The sequence below is a fragment of the Caballeronia grimmiae genome, from assembly GCF_022879615.1.
GTDB classification, from domain to species: domain Bacteria; phylum Pseudomonadota; class Gammaproteobacteria; order Burkholderiales; family Burkholderiaceae; genus Caballeronia; species Caballeronia grimmiae.
Map to the genome: position 1 here is coordinate 2,226,614 of NZ_CP084271.1, position 16,823 is coordinate 2,243,436.

A 16,823-nucleotide genomic window follows, 5' to 3' on the forward strand; every position below is an offset into this window, starting at 1 on the left:
ACGCCGCCACAACAAATACGAACTTCCCTGGAGACCATCCGATGACGTTGTCGAAGATCACGCGCCGGCTTGCTGCCGGCGCCGCCCTCGCTTTGCTGGCCGCCGCCGCGCAGGCGCAGATCAAGGTGGGCGTGGACTTGTCGAGCACCGGCCCCGCCGCCGCGATCGGCATCACGAGCAAGAACGCGATGCTGATGTGGCCGAAGACCATCGCCGGACAGGACGCGCAGTACATCATCCTCGATGACGGCTCGGACCCGGGCGCGGCCGTGCGCAATATCCGCAAGCTGATCACCGAAGACAAGGTCGATGTGATCGTCGGCCCGAACATCACGCCAGCGGCGCTCGCGGCGCTCGATCCCGTTTCCGAGTATCAGACGCCGATGATCACGCTGATCGGATCCGCGTCGGTGGTCGAGCCGCAGGAAGGCAAGAAGGTGTGGGCGTTCAAGATGGCGCAGACCGACCGCGCAATGGCCGACGTGATGACGCGTTACATGGCGAATCACGGCGTGAAGACGGTGGGTTTCATCGGCTTCGCGGACAGTTACGGCGATAGCTGGCTGAACGAGTTCAGCAAGTTCGCGGCATTGCGGCATATCGAGATTGTCGGCAGCGAGCGCTTCAACCGGACCGACGCGAGCGTCACCGGCCAGATTCTCAAGCTGATGACGGCGAAACCGGACGCGGTGCTGATCGCGGGCGCGGGAACGCCGACGGTGCTGCCGCAGCGCACGCTCGTCGAGCGCGGCTATAAGGGCGCGATCTACCAGACACACGGCATCGCGACGCCGGAGTTCATCAAGCTCGGCGGGAAGGATGTCGAAGGCACGCTCTTTCCGACGCAGCCGGTGGTCGTCGCGCGCACGCTGCCGGCGGATCATCCGTCGAAGAAGGCGGCGCTCGCGTTCGTCGAAGCCTATGAGGGCAAGTACGGCAAGGGCACGGTCACGCAGTTTGCCGGCGATGCGGCGGGCGTGTATCCCCGTTTGCAGGATGCCGTAGCCCGCGCGTTGAAAGCCGGGAAGCCGGGCACGAAGGAATTCCGCGTCGCGTTGCGCTCGGAACTGGAACACGCGCATGAGCTGGTGGTGCCCAATGGCGTGGTGAATACGAGCGCGAGCGATCACGTCGGGCTGGATCAACGGGCGAGCGTGATGGGTGTCATTCGGAACGGCTCGTTCAATTATCTGAGCCAGTGATCTTCGGCGGCATCGCCGCTGGACGGCCGCTGCTTGCTCATCGCGAGGATTTGGGTCATAATCGCCGACTACTCGATTTGGACGTTCCGCCTGGTTCGTCCTTAGTCGAGAAAGACAGCGTGCCCAGGTGGTGAAATTGGTAGACGCAGGGGACTCAAAATCCCCCGCCGCAAGGCGTGCCGGTTCGATTCCGGCCCTGGGCACCACTCCTCTTCCCGCAAAGCCTTACGCAGCAAGCCTCCCCGGCTCATAAGGGCGTGTTTCTGTGGTAACTTACGTGGTTACCATCATGCAGATACGCTCCGGCGTGCTTTCCATCACCTTGAAGTACTGTTATCAGCGCGGTAGCACTTACTACTTCCAGCGCCCCATCCCCAGAGACCTTCAGCACCATTACGGCAAAGTGTCGGTGAAGGTAAATCTGCACACGTCTAACGTTGCCGAAGCTGCCCGAAAACTGGAAGCGCTGAACCGCCAGCTCGAAAAGGATTGGCTGTCCCTTCGTGCTCACCCAGAGTCCTCCCTGAAGGCGACCAAGAAGCACGCAGAGGCGCTGCTGATGGCATGGGGTATCGCACCTGATGCGGAGCGCGATGAAGAGATGGAAACGGCCATCGAGCTACTGCACGAGCATCTTGATAGGAAGCGCATGGCTCATGCTGCGGGCGATGAGGAGGTTTACCGCGAAGCGGACGCTGGCGAGTACCTAACCACGGTCGAGAGCACCGCCATGCAGATGCTTGCGGGCACCCTGAAGGATTCCCTTAGCGATGCCTTCGAGCTCTACCTGGAGCATCACAAGAAGCGGGACGATGAGACGTTCGCTGCCTTCTCGCGCGCTGCCTTCAAGACATTGATTGATGCGGTTGGTGATAAGCCGGTTGAGGCGGTCTCCCGTACCGATGCGCGCGCCTTCGTGGCCAAGCAGCAAGCTGCGGGCCTCAAGACTGGCACCATCCGTAGACGCCTCAGCACCATCAATGCGGTCATCAACTCCTATATCAGCGAGAAAGAGCTTACCCGCACGAACCCCTTCGAATCCCTTCAGATTGCTGGGGAAGGCTCGGATACGAAAAAGCGGGTCCCCTTCACAGCCGAAGAGCTCACGGCAGTCCAAGCGAAATGCCGGGAGGTGGATGATTACATTCGATGGCTCATCGCCCTGCTTTCGGACACCGGGGCCCGTATCGGTGAGGTGACCGGGCTGCTACTTGATGAACTGGTGCTCGATGGCCCCATCCCCCACATCGTCATTCAGGAGCAGCCTTGGCGCACGCTGAAGAACACTTTCACAGCGCGAGAAGTGCCCTTGCTTGGCTCTGCCTTGTGGGCCGCACAGCGAATTAAGGAAAACGCGCGGCCTGATCAGCGGTTCGCATTCCCCAAGTACACGAACGAGCAACGCTGCAACGCGGATACCGCATCTGCAACCGTGGCTAAATGGCTACGCGCTAACAAGTGGGAGCACACGGCGCACGAATTCCGGCACACGATGGCCGACCGTCTGCGAGAGGTCAACTGCCCTCCTGAGGTTCGGCACGCAATAGGCGGCTGGGCGACCCAGGGTGAAGCGGCCCAGTATGGGAAGGGGTATGGGCTGAGCATTAAGCGAGAATGGCTTGACAAGGCCATCAACAGCCCTACAGGGCTGGCGCAACCATGACAGTCGGCATCAGCTAATTAAGAGCCGATTGTCGGAACACTAGCGTCACCGGTCGCCTCATCGCTCTCGCTTGGCAGCCCAGGTGTTGGCAATGGAAGACGCTTGAATGACATCTCGTGCTTCAGCATTCTGCAGACTCCATCAAGCCCAGGGAACAGAGTCGCGGCGGTTAATCCCATGAATTTAAGGTCTTCTAGCGCTTCCGTAGCAAATCGGATAGGAACGTCTGCCGCCATTAAATACGTGACGTTACGCTCCGCCGCAAGCTGACTGACATAGCCTCCCCAGTTGGCAACGTTGGAAACTGTGAAGCGGCCTTGCTGTGCGTACAGTCGCGGGTTATCGCGCGCGCCAACCTGCAAAAAATTCACGTAAGGTTGGATGGAGTCGACATGCACTATCGAGGGCGAGTAACTTTCAGTGAAAGCACGGGTGAGTCCGAATATCCTTACATGCGTAGCATCGGGGCGGACTGAAGCCGATTCGAGTGCATCTGCGAAAGCGAAGAACGCAGCGATATACGGTGACTCCGTCCAGTCCAAGAGCGGAGTCGGTAGCCCGTGATGTTGCGCAAGTGCCAAGAGCGTTGAGAAATCAATCGGGTCGCTGAGATTGAAACGGCGGCCGGTTACGGCTTCGACGTGCGAATGGAAGTCTCGGAGAGTTTGGCTGCAATAGCGCATCAGCGACCTGCGACCGGTCCTAAACAAGCTCGCGATCAGCGTGAATTCGCTGCTGCCATGTCCACGAAAGGCCACGGCTCCGGCACTCCGCGCTTGCCCTGTCCAGCGCTTGAATTGCTCCCATGATTCGCACCGTTCGATGTTGGTGATCCCGTCCCCCCGGTCTAGAGGCCTCAGGATAATTTCGCCTCCCGGCCCAGTCGCATCGCTCCATCTTCCGTGCAGTTCGCTACCAATCCTCGTTAGAACCGCGCGTATGGACCGGAACAGTTCGAGTTCGGGACCGACTTGCGTTTGTAGAACGGTTTTTCCCATCGAGTCGGCTGCCCATAGAAGAACCGGTTGGTATGCTGCCGTGGTTCCATCATCCTCGAATTTCTGCGCGAGTACAGCAGTGGGCGGCTGGTCCGGAATGCCCCAAAAATGCAGGAAGATTTCTCCTGGCCGGTCATCGTCAGCGCACAGTATCGCGTTCGCACGCCCCAAGCGCGTTTCCACTGACCCGATCAGTTGAAGTTCCATATCGTCCCCTTCTGGTTTGCTAACCGCTCATTATCGGGAGCTTCACCTAGGCACGCTAGTGCCTTACGGGCCCCACATAAGGTAGCGTAGGGTGAACATAGATATATAGACAGAGACTTGATTGGGTATAGGGGTGCATGCACCAGTACCACTACACACATAACACCCATGAGAGACCACAGCAGGCTAACCAATGGCCCCGGTGTATGAGCATAGGTCCAGCATCGGGTTACATGCTGCCTCCTTCTGCTGTCTCACTTCTCCACCTCTACCCTGCCTTCGATGCCTGCCACCTTGCGGAAGACCTCCAGCATGATGGTCTCTGTCTGCTGTGCGTGATCCTCCCTCACTACAACGGCATCGTGAATAGGAAGACCCACAATCCCCTGTTCCTTCAATTGCAGCATGATGGAGACCATGATCTGGCTCTCTCGATGCATGACCTCTAAGCCAACGCCCGTATAGAACAAACTGATGAGCTCTGGATGGTGCCTCTCGATGGCCTTACAAACTTCTCCAATGCGGGCACTACGGGGGAACAGGGACTTGGTCTCCCTCGGAAACGAGGCCGGAGGTTTGTCCGCGTAGGTCATGGCGGCAAAGACCTTCTTGATTCCCTCCCGGTTGTCAGCGCACCCAGGCACAGCATAGGCATCTCCACACGGCACAGCCCCAGCCATGCCATACAGGATGCGCGGACCAACATGGCTGAAGTCCAGCACCGTCACCTCCCGCCCGTCAATCCGAATGTCCTTCCGCTCCGGCTTGTGGAGACCCTGCCAGAAGCCTCCGAACATCCGCCCTCCGAGGTCAAACCTTCCCTTGTTGAATGTGCGGCGCATGCGTCTATCAGTAGCATCGACATCCCACGAATCTCCAAGGTAGTCGATGTCCGCTGACTCCAGCCACTCATTGATGGTCTGCATCTCCTTGCGGATGGCGGTGGTCTGCTCAGTCTCCACGTACTGGATTCGCTTAGCCCTCGTCCGGTGGTTCTCCTTCGGGGCCTTCAAGACAATTACCTCCTCGTCTTGATGCAGCCCGAAGTCAGCCCACGAGAGTCCCAAGGGAGCCAGCCTAGCGAGAAGCGTAGTCGATGCCCTGTATGTGGTCTGTACGCCTCTCACGCGGATTGATCCGCCGACTCCTACCGAAGCCTCCAAGAGCCCCATAGCGGGGCCGCTGAGGGCGTCTAATACCTTGGGCAGATTCTTCCCCATGACCATAGACTGGTAGCGGTTGTACCTGCCTAAGACTTGCTTAGACCGCGAGACCGTCACCCATCCACCGGGCTCCTGAAGCTCCCTATAGGCGGCACCGCAGACGAGGGATTCCACTTGGCGCTCATGTACTTCCTGGTCTTGCTGCCTCCGTTGCCTCTTACGGGCCCCGGTTGCCTGCTCGTGCCGCTCCAACTCCTCGATAATGTCCCGCACCAAAGCACGAAGGCAATCACTGCGGGCGACGCGATGGGAATTGAAATGCTTATCTCGCGCCTTAACTGCCTCTTCCGCCATTTACATCACTCCTTGTTCAATGACTCGTAGTAGCGGACCATCGCGGCCTTGCTGGCTGCCGCCAATCGCTCCTTGGTCTGCGCTCGCCTGGCGATGCTCGCCTCAATCTTGGCATCCAAGTCAGCCAACACCTGAGGCTGTCGGGCTTCGAGGTCTAGCTTCTTCTGTAACCTACGCTGTGCCCGCTTCTCCCTCAGCTTTCTGGTGTAGGCCGCGCGCTGCACCCGCTCTTCGTCCGAAGGTTCCCCGCTCTTCTCCTTGGTGAGCGTGCCGTTTTCCTTTAGCTCCTCAAGCAGCACCTTCCCGGCATCCGTAACGAACAGCTCCCGCTTGCCATTGGTCTTCTCACTGACGAACAACTGTGCCTTACCTGCCTTCCTCACGTTCTGAACGTACTGGCCCAGCCGATAGACGATGTGCCCGCTGGCTTCTAAGTCTGCAAGTACCTTCGCGGGATTCACTCCCCCCATGCTCGTCACGAAGGCCCGCAGCGTGGGAAGCGCTTCCATCGCCCCTTGAACGTCCTTCTCTTGGTTCCCTACAGGCTTCCGTACTGCTCCCTTCTGTAACTCTTCGTGCTGCGCTTGCAGGGCTGCTTCCTTCACCTCAACCAACTCATCCTCTCCTTCCCACGGAAGGAGCTCTTCCATCCAATCGCTACTCATTGCAAAGCCTCCAAGGCTGCATGGAGCTCAGCAGTCTGCTGCTCCTGTTTTCTCTTATCGGCGGCCTCAAGGCTCGCCACGTATAGACCTACTGTCCCGAAGACCTCTTGCAGGAGGCCTCCGATAATCCTTGTGACCCTGGGGGATGGCTCTTTGTAGACGCGAAACGTCTTGCCGGTCTTCGGGTTCCATCCGGTCCCTACATGCACATCGCTCATCAGCATCACCCTCCGAACAAGCTGGAAGGTGAAAGCCTCGTCGGAGTGAAAGCGCCTGCCCTGCTCCTCTCTCAGCATGTACATGCCTAAGGCCATCGTGGTGACATCGCTCGCGTCCACCGTATTGGCAAGGTTGAGAATCGCTTGATGCGCTCTTGCCTCATAGCGATTGAATGCCGCGCCGCTCTTCATCTGAGTTACGTAGGCGCGGCTAATGTCCACCATTGACTCCCAGCGGGCAGCCAAGAGGGACCACGTAGGGTTGGTCTCATTGGCGTTGATACGCGCCTTCACCCGTTTGATGAAGGGCTTTACTTCAGGCACCGTAATGCCGGATTGCAGGGGGTGCCCGTGGCGTCTAAAGGCGCGCTTGTGGGTCTCACAATATCGGCCCATGCCAGCAGCAGGAGCCTCGCAAGCCCCAGCCATGCACTGTTTGTTCATTAGTTTAGTCCTATTGCATGATGTATTTAGATAGCTATTACCCCGCTCCTCCCACACAGAGATGCGCACAATCAGAGGGAGGGCGGCAACTTGACGGGATGAGGAAACAGGAGCAGCCTATCGGCTGCCCTGCGGTCGTTGCGGTGAACTCGGAAGGGGTCCTGACACGGGAACCTGAAGGCCACTGCTGGTGCCACCGGGCAAGTTGAGCCCGCCCCCTGAACCGAACGGGTTAGAGCTCGGAATGTTCAGCGCCATGCCTACGTATTGCCCTGGCGATTTGGAATACGGCCTGACGCGGCATCATTCGCTCGCTGTTGGCTGGCGTACAGGCTGGTCGTGGATGCTGCGATTTGCAGACCGGTCCCAATGAGGCTCGGTTGTTGGATGCTGGACATCCGCTGAGACGCCTGAGCAGCAGCCCCACGAGCTTGGTTCGCCAGGTCTCGCTGCTGTGAGGCAGCATTGGCCTGCATCGTTGCGATGTCAGTCCCGCTATTGAAGTTCGCCTCATTGGTGACCCGATCATTCGAGCCACCGCCGTTGGTGCCTGACTCATTGGCTAACGCCTGCAGGTGGCCAGTTTCTACTAGTGCTTGGCGAGCACGCTCTGACATCTGCGCTGATGCAGCTTGAGACTGTTCTACTTGCTGATTCTTGATCTGCATCACTTGTTGGTCATACGCAGACTGAGCCGCATCCGTTTGCCGGTGCGCTACTTGTGACTGCTGCACTGCTGCTGCGGCGGATGCTGCTGCGGATACGGCCATAGCGACCATCGTTGCTTCACTGAGTCCGTCACACATGGTCAGCATCCTTAAAGAACAAACGGAACGGGGCCTTAGCTGCCCCATGCTCGGGGATGACCTCGCCAAGGTTGAACCCTAGCGAGAGAAGCCAAGCGATAGCCGCATCATTGTCGGCACTCACGAAATTGCAAAGCCGCTCAAAGCGCGATTCGATAGACTTGATCCATCCCCGGCCATCTCTTACGAGCTCCATGGCGTGGCCTGAAACAGCATCGGCAGCCAACATCCAGACGGCTCCTAGGCTTCCATAGCGGGCTACCCCAAAGATTCCCAGGAGTTCACCCTGCGCATTCGTGGCGGTCCATGCCTCTTCCGAAACGACAACGGACTTAACCAGAATCGCTGAGGTGTCATCTCCTGATGACTTGAGGAGCTCCGTGCGGTCCTGCTGCCTGAGGCGTGGAAAGAGCTCTAGGGCATCGGCAGGTGTCGCAGGGCGGTAAGTAATGTCGCCAGTAGCCGGTGGCCAAGCAGGTTGCGGGGGTGGTGAGGTAACGATTGATGGCACTGGTATTTCTCCTTGGAACCGGGCAAAAGGAAAAGGCGTGGCCCAGCCGCCCGGTATAGGGAGGGTCACGATACGGAAGCGTTGATAGGGTGAAGCGGGATGGAAAGTGACCCGGCGAATCAGCCTGAACCGCCCGCCAGATAAGCAGATAAGCGAAAGCAGAGAACCGCTCACTGCTATAGATGGGTTTTAGCTGGCTAAGGCACGCCAGATAAGGGATTGCGAGAACTGCTCACTACTACAGGTAGGTTTTAGGCTCGACAGTCCCTAAGAGCCTAAATGCGAGAGTGAGGGTATAGCTGGCAAAGGCACGCCAGGTAAGGGATTGCGGGAGTTTGAATTCGATAAAGAAAAAGCGCCTCACGATGACCGTTTGGCGCTTCGATTCGCTGCGTGCTGGATGGGCCCAGCGGTCGCCTCAATGAGCCATCAATGGGCGACGATTTGCCACCGTTCCGCCCTGCTCTTCCGCTCCCGGTTGACCGCTGAATTCGATCAGCCAAGTCCTAAGCACCAACACCTCCCAATGCCCTTGCTCTTCGCCAGCATGAAACTCGAAGAGCTCCGGGATGCGCTTTCGTTCCACGTAGTCACGGCAAAGGTGAACCGTGCGGGAACCGATGGTGAGAATGATGCTGCCCCGTGCAACGCTGATACCGAAATGCTTGGCCATGTTATTTTATCGTCTGTCTGTGCGCTAACGCGCGGTTGAGGTGTGGACAGATTAGCGGAAGGACTTACGGTTTACAACAGGTCAAAGTAAGTATTGTCTTTTAAATCATAGGCTTAAGTGGAATGCATTCACTAGGGGATAGCCTATCGGCAAAAGGAACAGATGAATCAATGGCCTAGAGGAAAGAAGGCAACGGCAGGCACCGACGATGGTCGGTACAGGCTGTTACGTTTAAACGACAGACAAAAGAAAAAGGCCAGGATGGTTAGTCCCGGCCTTCGGTAGCTATCACGTTTCGGGACGCCTACTTACGCTGGTTCTCCCTGCTTCAGGTATTGATAGAGAGTCTCCCGGCTAATACTGAGGTCACGCGCAATAGCTGCCTTAGGCTCCCCATTGGCTGCCCGCTGGCGAAGATTGGCGACTTGCTCAGGAGTCAGCGATGGCTTCCGCCCTTTGTACACGCCCGCTGCCTTGGCGATGGCGATTCCCTCTCGTTGCCGCTCACGAATCAACGTGCGTTCAAACTCCGCGAATGCCCCGAGCACCGAGAGTAGGAGATTAGACATTGCACTGTCCTCCCCCGTGAAGATCAGAGATTCCTTCACGAACTGTACGGCCACACCTCGCGCTGTCAGTGATTTAACGATAGCCCTGAGGTCATCCACGTTGCGCGCCAAGCGGTCCATCGAATGCACGATTAGCGCGTCGCCATCACGCAGATAGTCCAGCGCAGCCTTGAGCTGAGGCCGGTCTGTGTCTTTTCCGCTGGCCTTGTCAGTAAATGTCTTATCCAGGTTAACCCCATCAAGCTGGCGCTCAGTATTCTGATCCACCGAGCTAACCCGGATGTACCCGACGCGTTTGCCTTTGCTCATTCCCTGCCCCCGTACGTGTGAGTGTCAGGATAGAGTCTAAGAGATAAGATGCGGAGTGTCAAGAAATCCCGCATACAACCCTAACCTGACGCTATCACACCACCTGCCTGACAGCCGGTTTAAGGTACACCTCAATCTGACAAGCAACGAGAATGGCTAACCTCGGGAATTCTGTTGTTTGCACGCGTGGCGTTCCCACATGAAGGCATTGAAGGTGTCTGCTGGGTCAGCCTGAATGCTGTCTGTCCGCTCGATAGCCCATGTTGCAAAGGAGTGGACCATCTCCCTTCGCTTTAGCCCCTTGACGCAGAATGGCTTAGCATCCGCCCATAGTGCTTGCGCCTGCACTGCGCCATCAATGTAGCCCATGCACAGACCCGCCCCTAGAGCTCCCCTTGGGTCGGAACCCGCAACGCCCTGCAATACATGGTCAGCCGTGATGCAAGCCGTCACAAGGTCGAAACCTGTATCAATGCTCTGCGCCTGGGCTTGTGTGCTGCACGTGATACCTGCAACGGTTACAAGCGCCAGCGCGCCAGATAAGGCGGTCCTAACTCTCATGGTGCTTCCCCGATGATTGAGCTCTACGGCTCGAAGCACCGAGAGTAACCCGTCCCTCATTCTCTAGACAATAAGGTCGCTCCCTCATCGTGCGGTGAAATACTGGCCCCGCTGAGAAAAGCCTAAGGGTGGCAGGCGGGTAGCACGCTGGGAATCGACGGGGCCACGGGGGGAGTTTCGCCCGGCGACCTGATCAGATACCCTTTCACACTTTTACCAAAAACAATTTGGCCCGTAGGCTAAGGACAGCATGCTGGACAAAGTACTGATCGCTCTATTCTCTTCGGGGATGACGCTCTCGGCCTTCGCTTTGGCGGTTTGGTTGACTCGCAATGTTTTACTGGATGCGGTCAAAGGGAGAGTGAAACTCAGCTATGACAAACAGCTCGAAGCGACGAAGGCACAACTTTCCTCAGAGTTGGAAGTACTTAAAGCTGAGCGGGCGCGCGACAATTCCGTTTTGGGACTGGTGCATAAAACGGTGACTGACAGTATGTCCCACGTCCAACAACGCAGGGTGGAATCAGTAAGAGCCGTATGGGAAGCATTGTTGACCATTAAGAATAATACGCCGCCATCACTCACGTTCTTGGACTGCCTCTTAGAAAGTGAATTCGCTGAATTCCTCCAAAGACGACAATGGAACCAATTCAATCTCCCTTCACGTGAAGAGGTTGAAAAGCTGACATCAACCGACCTCAATGATTTGGAGACGCACCGTCTGTTTTCGGGAGAATATCTGTGGTCTCTCTATCACGCCTACATGGTTATCCATATTAGGGCAGTGTTTCTCCTTTTGAAAAAAGTTGGAGACGGTGAAGAAAAACCCTGGTACCGGGACACCGCCAGCGCGCAACTTGCCCGGTCCCTAATGACCGAAGACGAGTTCAAGCAGTTTTCAAACATGCAATTTCAGCAGCTACACTTTGTGCGGACTCTGATTGAACGAAAATTCCTAGACCATTCCAACAGGATTATGAACGGGGAAGAAAGCAGTTCTGAGGCAATGCGCCTGGCATCGGTTATTAACACGCAGATTGCCGCCGCGCAGCAGCCCGCTGCCCGCCCCTAAGTTCTCCAGAGCCTTCTTAGCGGTCTCAATGAAGATTCGTTAGCGGGCGTGGGGGAGGCGGAGAGGTGGAGCTCGGGGGCCGGTGGGACGGCTTCCTGTTGCTCGCGATGCCAATCACGGATGCGGCTGGGGCGGCTAATGCCACACGGTGTTACCGCAGCCCAGTTCTCAGCCAGCCACATCGCATCCGCGCGGTCCTTACGGTGCATGTCAAAGCCATGAGCCACGCACTACGGGGCAAACAAATAGTCACTGGTGTGCTCTCTGCGGCCAACAAGCAGAGCCTCTCCGACTTCCTTCCAGAGCTGCCGTTGTTCTGCTGCGGTTGCCTTGATGCGGCCCCGGGCACGTTGGCCACGGGTGACTACTGCGGAGGTGAGGGGAGGAACTCGCCGCGCCGCCCCCCTAAACTTCTGCCGATTTTGGTCGATAGACACCGTATGCGCACTTTGCACATTGGCCCACTGACCCACATCAACTATGAAGCGTCTCTTTCCGGCACTGCTGGTGGTAGCATCCAGCGTAGCCATCGCTCAATCGACTCCCCTACTCCTCTTTGGTGGGCATGACCACAAGGTGTTCTTGGGTTGCCTCACCTGCTCCGAGTACGCCAGCAACTCTGTACATAACGAGTACGGGCCGCACGGTTCCGCGTATGCATCAGAAAGCATCTTCAATCACTACAGCGACTACGGCTCTGCATATTCGAGTAACAGCCCATGCAACCAGTACGCTAATAATCCGCCCGTGATCGTTGACGAAGACGGTGGGTTCTACGGGCGATTGACATTGAATCAGTACCACGCCCAGGCGAACCAGAACGAGAACCTGAGGGTATGGCTCAAGGGCAAGGTGTGTGAATGAATTGCATCAACCGCATCGGACACAACAATGAATAGACTATGCGTCGCAGTGCTTTTTTTGGTCCTGTCTGCCTGTTCAAGTACGGGAGTGGTCCCAATGGATGGGGACACCTATACGGTGTCGAAGCGCAGCGCTCAGGTTGGCTTTGGTCCAGCTGATGGACCCAAAGCGGACATATACCGGGAAGCGAATGCGTTCTGCGCTAGTAAGCATAAGAAGGTGGAAACAGTCTCCCTACAGAGCCAGGATTCTGGATTCGCTCGGCCAGCCAGCGCTTCTCTCCAATTCCGCTGCATGTGACAAGCAGCAGGCGGGTGGTGCGCGCTGGAAACGAGGTGGCCACGGGGGGAGCTTCGCGGTCAGACCATCATCGATACCCTTTTACAGTTTCGCCATAAACCTTTCGGCCTATCCCGCCATGGGGTGAGCGACATCCCCACCCCTCCGCAAACCTCGGAAATCCTGTTGTTTGAATATGCGGACCTTCTCAGCTTCCAGCTCATCCACCCGCTTAAAGAGCCCCAGGACAATCTCAGCCTTTGCGGCTTCCGAGAGGTTGGGCAGGTAGTGGGCCACGAAGGCATCTGCGGAGCCAGCCGTAGGAGCCACATAGCCCCCGTGCTTGCGGATGCTGGGGAGGACTTCGCCCACCACCCACTCTTCGAAGGCTTCAGCAGCGGGGAGCTTGGAGCGCATAACGAGGCGGTAGATGTCACGTTCGGGAATAACGGTCAGCTCCTGCACGCCACCGGAAGTAAGGATGTCGCGTTTCGCTACCCCCTTGCAGTGCTTGCCCACCGCGTCGCGGGGATTGCTGTAGCCGAGAAGCCGCGCAATATCGGCGGCCACAAACCACGGCTCACCGTTTTCATCGGTAACCGTGCGGACTTCGTTGGAGCGGAAATTGAAAACGGTGAGGGAGGTCATGGTTGGCGCTGTGGTTCGGCTAAACTGACGGCAGGCCAAAGAGGAAGCTCAAAACAGATGACATTCGCCGCACCCGCCTTCAGGGCTAAGGCTTTCACCTGCCCTCACTGTGAAGCGTATTCATTAATGCGTTGGGAATTGCTGGTCCCATACACAAATAGCAATCTATTCTCGAACGTTTGGCAGGCGTTGTGCGCGCACTGTGAGGAACACTCCGTGTGGTGGTCGTCAACCCCGCACCTTAGCTCGTCATCCGGGAAGATGATACTGCCGCTGAAGGTCACCGCGCCTCCCGCTCATGCGGACATGCCAGAGGATGTAGCGAAAGACTATAACGAAGCGCGCGAGGTTTCGTCGGTCTCTGCACGGGCAGCGTGTGCGCTCCTTCGCGTCGCAGTAGAGCGCCTATGCGGGCATCTTGGAGCTAAAGGCTCAGACGTGAACGCGCAGATTGGTGATCTTGTGAAAAACGGTTTGCCCCCGTTAATCCAGCAAGCACTCGACAGTGTTCGAGTTGTCGGCAATAACGCGGTGCATCCAGGAAAGATGGACCCAGCAGACGTAGAAACGGTAGCGGAAAGCCTATTTGCTCTGGTCAATCTGATCGTAGAGGACCGCATTACTCGCCCCAAGATGGTAGCTGCGGTCTTCGCGGCCTTGCCTGATAGGGCACTCCAAGGTATTGAGAAGCGGGACGGCCCACGCGGAGAATCAGCCTGATCTCGATTGCGGCACGTCGAAAGCATCATCAAGACCGAAGGCTGGGGGGAATCCATCGAACCAACTCCGCGCCATTGCTGCCCGCCTTTCCCGCTCCATGTCTTGCGGGTCCATACTGGCAGATGGGCTACCAGGTAGACGCGAACGGCCTGCTTGGATGACTAGTGGCGTGGTAAAGTTCGTGGTAACTTTCCAACCCCGCCACGGCAACAGCCCCGCCCAGTAAGGCTCTCAGGGCTGCCCTAGCGCCATCGCATTCCGGCCCTGGGCACCAGAGATTTCGATGCAGAAAGCCGCTCCTTCGGGAGCGGCTTTTTGCGTTTGAGCGGCCGTTGCGAGGACGCGGTCGGTCGCCGGAGCGCGGGTTGAAGGACGAGCAACGGCTCCAACGACTCTCAGCGTCGCTCTGCCGACGATATTCTTTCGCCGCGTTTGCCGGATCAGCAATCCCGGCATGTCGAACTGGCCAAAGCGACCGGTCGTCACGAAAGAAAACCATCGAGACGTCCAGCACTTCCCCTTCTCTCTGCGCTCGGAAAGCACAGTACGCCGAAGCGTCGATCATTGAATGCAAGGGCTGACAGTAGATCGGCCATTCGGCCAATAGCGATCCCATCTTTCCCGGATCATCATTGCGCGAATGTGCGCAATACCGTAGAACGAATACGCTTTTTCCCGCGAGAATCGTAAGCGACGGTATCGATGAATCTCATGCGCCGGCGACACGAGCACACTCGTTCGGCTTGCTTATGGTTATCCCGATGCCGTGGCTAGCCCGCGCGTTGCGCCAACCTGACCCGGCACGAGTCCGCATGATGCAACCCGAATATTCGCTGTCGCTCGATGCGGTGATCTGCCGCCGCTGCAACGTCGTTTCGCCCGCCGTCGACGACACTTGCCCGTCGTGCGGAGCGGATCGCGAGGGCGCGATCTTTACCAGCGCCACGGATACTCGCGCTGCCGCCGCCGCGACCGGCGATCAACGCGACTTGCTCGATCTGCGCGACACCGGCTGGCTCACGCGGCTCGTGCGTCGAAGAATGGTGACGTCGTATCCGAGTCTCGTCGAACCCGGCGACGCGCTGGCATCGCCCGAACGCAAGCCCGCGCGAAAAGGGCTAGCGATTCTGATCAGCGGCGCGGTCGCGGGCATCGCGGCGGGCGGGTATCTCTATTTGCAGTCCGATGCGGAACGCGCGCCGGCGCAATCCGTCAGCACGGCGGGCGCGGTTGGCGGCGGATCGTCGGCGTCGCCACGCCGCGACGATGCGGACCGGCACACGCTCGCGCGGCGGCAGGAGGATGATGCGCAGAAAGCGGGTGACGTGGCAGGGAAGACAAGCTCGGCGGCTACGACTGTAGATGCATCGGCATCCGCCGCGACGGTGCACACGGCGCGGGTTGCGCCAGCGAATGCATCGGGTATCGGCTCGTCGGCTACCGAAGCTGTTTCTGCAGTGAAGGCTGCACCGCCAGTGGTCGAATCGAAGGCGGCGCTCGCCAAGGATACGAGAGCCACAGGCGTGGCATCGGCGAGTGCTTCGGCCTCATCGTCCGTCCCGGAATCCGTTCGCAGGAACATCGCATCGACCGCCAGGAGCGTGCCGGCAGTCAGCATTCCCGCGATCGCAACGGAGCCGCCGATGACGCGCGAGGCGTCGCGACGAGCCGTCGCCGATGCGGTCAATTTGGCTTCGAAGCGCGACCGTGCTACGGCGAGCATGGCAACGGGTGTGGTCACGACGCAAACGCCGTCGGGCGCAGTCTCGGTCTCGAAGGACGCGTCGGCCTCGCAGAGCAAGTCGTCGCCGAAGCGAGAAGCCACGGAGAACGCGAGGGTTGCGGCGTCTGACGCATCGTCAGGCGCGGGAACGGGCGTCGCGAGAGCGCTGCCATCCGTGACGTCTACGGCTGCGATAAAAAGCGGCACTGCGGCAACGTCGAGCGCAGCGGCATCGCAACCGACAGCGGCATTGGCACGCACGTCCAATACCGCAGCAGTTCCAGCGCCGCACACATCGTCTGCGGCGTCGAAAGACGCATCGCCGTCTGCTGCGAGCATTGCCGCCGATACCGCGTCCAGCACTGCCGCCAAGGCCGCGCCGAAAGACGCATCGCGGTCTACTGCGACTATCGCCGCTGCAACGGCATCCACCACCGCCGCCAAGCCCGCGTCGAAAGACGCATCGCGGTCTGCTGCGAGCATCGCCGCCGATACCGCGTCCAGCCCCGCAGGCAAGGGCGCGCCGGACGCCCCTAAACCGCCCTCGACCGTCGCCTCCACGGAACGTCCGGTCCCGCAGCCCGCCATCGCTGCCCCTCACGACGCGCCGTCGGCAGCGGAAGCGCGCACGATCGCAGCCGTCCGGCAAGCACTCGCCAACCGCGATATCGCCGCCGCGCGCCGATCCCTCCGCAGCTTCGCGCCGATTCAATCGCGCAACCCGCAAATCCAGCAACTCGCAGCCGATGTCGCGCGTCAGGAACGCGCACGCGACAGCGCGATAGCCAGCGCCCGCTCATGCGCAGCGAACCACGACCCCGCATGCACGTTACGAAACGCGCGGCGCGCCGTCGCGCTCGATCCGCGCAACTCTCAGGCGCAGGCCGTCCTGAAGCACGCGACGACCATGCAAGCCGACGCCAACACCGCCTATTTCCAGAAGGCGAGCGCGCTGCCGGCGCCGGTCGTTCCATCGATGACCTTCGACGGACGCTGGAGCATCGCCGCCAAGAGCGCATCGGCGGAAAGCAGCCGGAACGACGCATCGAAGTCATATTCGCTTTTCGGATGGGGCGTGCCTGCCGTATCGAAGGGACGCGGCGACGCGCATTGAAGGCAGCGGCCGCCCGACGCCGCCACGCGCTGACGCACGCCTGCGCGCACTGAGTGCGCG

The 16,823-nt window shown here is 58.8% G+C and carries 16 protein-coding genes and 1 tRNA gene; 7 read left to right on the forward strand and 10 right to left on the reverse strand.

The window, feature by feature from the left end:
- Window positions 1–41 precede the first annotated feature (41 nt).
- The 3 genes from LDZ21_RS10715 (at window position 42) to LDZ21_RS10725 (ending at window position 2,865) form a co-directional block, all read left to right on the forward strand.
- Window positions 42–1,202 carry an ABC transporter substrate-binding protein gene (locus LDZ21_RS10715; RefSeq protein WP_244793309.1) on the forward strand — a complete coding sequence of 387 codons (1,161 nt, stop codon included), beginning with the start codon at window positions 42–44 and terminating at the stop codon, window positions 1,200–1,202.
- A gap of 121 nt (window positions 1,203–1,323) precedes the next feature.
- Window positions 1,324–1,408 (forward strand) — tRNA-Leu (locus LDZ21_RS10720).
- 83 nt (window positions 1,409–1,491) lie between these two features.
- A complete protein-coding gene (locus tag LDZ21_RS10725) occupies window positions 1,492–2,865 on the forward strand; it encodes a DUF6538 domain-containing protein (RefSeq protein ID WP_244793311.1) in 1,374 nt (457 codons plus the stop codon).
- A 17-nt stretch (window positions 2,866–2,882) separates the two neighbouring features.
- Here LDZ21_RS10725 and LDZ21_RS10730 read toward each other — a convergent pair whose 3' ends face one another.
- From LDZ21_RS10730 to LDZ21_RS31390, 9 genes are all read right to left on the reverse strand, one after another.
- Entirely contained in the window at window positions 2,883–4,070 is a 1,188-nt protein-coding gene (locus tag LDZ21_RS10730; protein ID WP_244793313.1) for an FRG domain-containing protein, read from the reverse strand.
- 254 nt (window positions 4,071–4,324) lie between these two features.
- A complete protein-coding gene (locus tag LDZ21_RS10735; RefSeq protein WP_244793315.1) occupies window positions 4,325–5,587 on the reverse strand; it encodes a hypothetical protein in 1,263 nt (420 codons plus the stop codon).
- Window positions 5,588–5,592: 5 nt separating this feature from the next.
- Complete coding sequence (locus LDZ21_RS10740) at window positions 5,593–6,237, reverse strand: hypothetical protein (RefSeq protein ID WP_244793317.1); 645 nt, start codon at window positions 6,235–6,237, stop codon at window positions 5,593–5,595.
- Between the two features lie 11 nt (window positions 6,238–6,248).
- Window positions 6,249–6,914 (reverse strand): hypothetical protein, encoded by a 666-nt coding sequence (locus LDZ21_RS10745; protein WP_244793319.1) that lies wholly within the window; start codon window positions 6,912–6,914, stop codon window positions 6,249–6,251.
- Window positions 6,915–7,174: 260 nt separating this feature from the next.
- Window positions 7,175–7,720: a virion core protein, T7 gp14 family gene (locus tag LDZ21_RS10750; protein WP_244793321.1), complete on the reverse strand. Its 546-nt coding sequence runs from the start codon at window positions 7,718–7,720 to the stop codon at window positions 7,175–7,177.
- Complete coding sequence (locus tag LDZ21_RS10755; protein WP_244793323.1) at window positions 7,713–7,949, reverse strand: hypothetical protein; 237 nt, start codon at window positions 7,947–7,949, stop codon at window positions 7,713–7,715. Before LDZ21_RS10755 ends, LDZ21_RS10750 begins: the two co-directional genes overlap by 8 nt.
- A gap of 700 nt (window positions 7,950–8,649) precedes the next feature.
- Window positions 8,650–8,904: a hypothetical protein gene (locus LDZ21_RS10760; RefSeq protein ID WP_244793325.1), complete on the reverse strand. Its 255-nt coding sequence runs from the start codon at window positions 8,902–8,904 to the stop codon at window positions 8,650–8,652.
- 308 nt (window positions 8,905–9,212) lie between these two features.
- Complete coding sequence (locus LDZ21_RS10765) at window positions 9,213–9,782, reverse strand: recombinase family protein (RefSeq protein WP_244793327.1); 570 nt, start codon at window positions 9,780–9,782, stop codon at window positions 9,213–9,215.
- A gap of 156 nt (window positions 9,783–9,938) precedes the next feature.
- A complete protein-coding gene (locus tag LDZ21_RS31390) occupies window positions 9,939–10,403 on the reverse strand; it encodes a Rap1a/Tai family immunity protein (protein WP_425306853.1) in 465 nt (154 codons plus the stop codon).
- Between the two features lie 190 nt (window positions 10,404–10,593).
- Here LDZ21_RS31390 and LDZ21_RS10770 point away from each other — a divergent pair, with 190 nt between their 5' ends.
- Both LDZ21_RS10770 and LDZ21_RS10775 read left to right on the forward strand, forming a co-directional pair.
- A complete protein-coding gene (locus LDZ21_RS10770) occupies window positions 10,594–11,415 on the forward strand; it encodes a hypothetical protein (protein WP_244793329.1) in 822 nt (273 codons plus the stop codon).
- Between the two features lie 480 nt (window positions 11,416–11,895).
- Window positions 11,896–12,279, forward strand: a complete 384-nt coding sequence (locus tag LDZ21_RS10775) for a hypothetical protein (RefSeq protein ID WP_244793331.1) — start codon at window positions 11,896–11,898, stop codon at window positions 12,277–12,279.
- 408 nt (window positions 12,280–12,687) lie between these two features.
- On the opposite strand, the gene LDZ21_RS10780 is transcribed toward LDZ21_RS10775, so the two are convergent.
- A complete protein-coding gene (locus tag LDZ21_RS10780; RefSeq protein ID WP_244793333.1) occupies window positions 12,688–13,206 on the reverse strand; it encodes a BRO-N domain-containing protein in 519 nt (172 codons plus the stop codon).
- Between the two features lie 306 nt (window positions 13,207–13,512).
- On the opposite strand from LDZ21_RS10780, the gene LDZ21_RS10785 reads away from it, so the two are divergent.
- Entirely contained in the window at window positions 13,513–13,926 is a 414-nt protein-coding gene (locus tag LDZ21_RS10785) for a DUF4145 domain-containing protein (RefSeq protein ID WP_244794823.1), read from the forward strand.
- 812 nt (window positions 13,927–14,738) lie between these two features.
- Window positions 14,739–16,763 (forward strand): hypothetical protein, encoded by a 2,025-nt coding sequence (locus LDZ21_RS10790; protein ID WP_244793335.1) that lies wholly within the window; start codon window positions 14,739–14,741, stop codon window positions 16,761–16,763.
- The last annotated feature ends 60 nt before the right edge of the window (window positions 16,764–16,823 follow it).

Bases quoted from the DNA above. Each gene is read 5' to 3' on its own strand.
- LDZ21_RS10715 (WP_244793309.1), top strand. From the start codon at position 42: ATGACGTTGTCGAAGATCACGCGCCGGCTTGCTGCCGGCGCCGCCCTC.
- LDZ21_RS10760 (WP_244793325.1), bottom strand. From the start codon at position 8,904: ATGGCCAAGCATTTCGGTATCAGCGTTGCACGGGGCAGCATCATTCTC.
- LDZ21_RS31390 (WP_425306853.1), bottom strand. From the start codon at position 10,403: ATGAGGGACGGGTTACTCTCGGTGCTTCGAGCCGTAGAGCTCAATCAT.
- LDZ21_RS10735 (WP_244793315.1), bottom strand. From the start codon at position 5,587: ATGGCGGAAGAGGCAGTTAAGGCGCGAGATAAGCATTTCAATTCCCAT.
- LDZ21_RS10725 (WP_244793311.1), top strand. From the start codon at position 1,492: ATGCAGATACGCTCCGGCGTGCTTTCCATCACCTTGAAGTACTGTTAT.
- LDZ21_RS10765 (WP_244793327.1), bottom strand. From the start codon at position 9,782: ATGAGCAAAGGCAAACGCGTCGGGTACATCCGGGTTAGCTCGGTGGAT.
- LDZ21_RS10770 (WP_244793329.1), top strand. From the start codon at position 10,594: ATGCTGGACAAAGTACTGATCGCTCTATTCTCTTCGGGGATGACGCTC.
- LDZ21_RS10755 (WP_244793323.1), bottom strand. From the start codon at position 7,949: ATGTTGGCTGCCGATGCTGTTTCAGGCCACGCCATGGAGCTCGTAAGA.
- LDZ21_RS10775 (WP_244793331.1), top strand. From the start codon at position 11,896: ATGAAGCGTCTCTTTCCGGCACTGCTGGTGGTAGCATCCAGCGTAGCC.
- LDZ21_RS10790 (WP_244793335.1), top strand. From the start codon at position 14,739: ATGATGCAACCCGAATATTCGCTGTCGCTCGATGCGGTGATCTGCCGC.
- LDZ21_RS10780 (WP_244793333.1), bottom strand. From the start codon at position 13,206: ATGACCTCCCTCACCGTTTTCAATTTCCGCTCCAACGAAGTCCGCACG.
- LDZ21_RS10750 (WP_244793321.1), bottom strand. From the start codon at position 7,720: ATGTGTGACGGACTCAGTGAAGCAACGATGGTCGCTATGGCCGTATCC.
- LDZ21_RS10785 (WP_244794823.1), top strand. From the start codon at position 13,513: ATGCCAGAGGATGTAGCGAAAGACTATAACGAAGCGCGCGAGGTTTCG.
- LDZ21_RS10740 (WP_244793317.1), bottom strand. From the start codon at position 6,237: ATGGAAGAGCTCCTTCCGTGGGAAGGAGAGGATGAGTTGGTTGAGGTG.
- LDZ21_RS10745 (WP_244793319.1), bottom strand. From the start codon at position 6,914: ATGAACAAACAGTGCATGGCTGGGGCTTGCGAGGCTCCTGCTGCTGGC.
- LDZ21_RS10730 (WP_244793313.1), bottom strand. From the start codon at position 4,070: ATGGAACTTCAACTGATCGGGTCAGTGGAAACGCGCTTGGGGCGTGCG.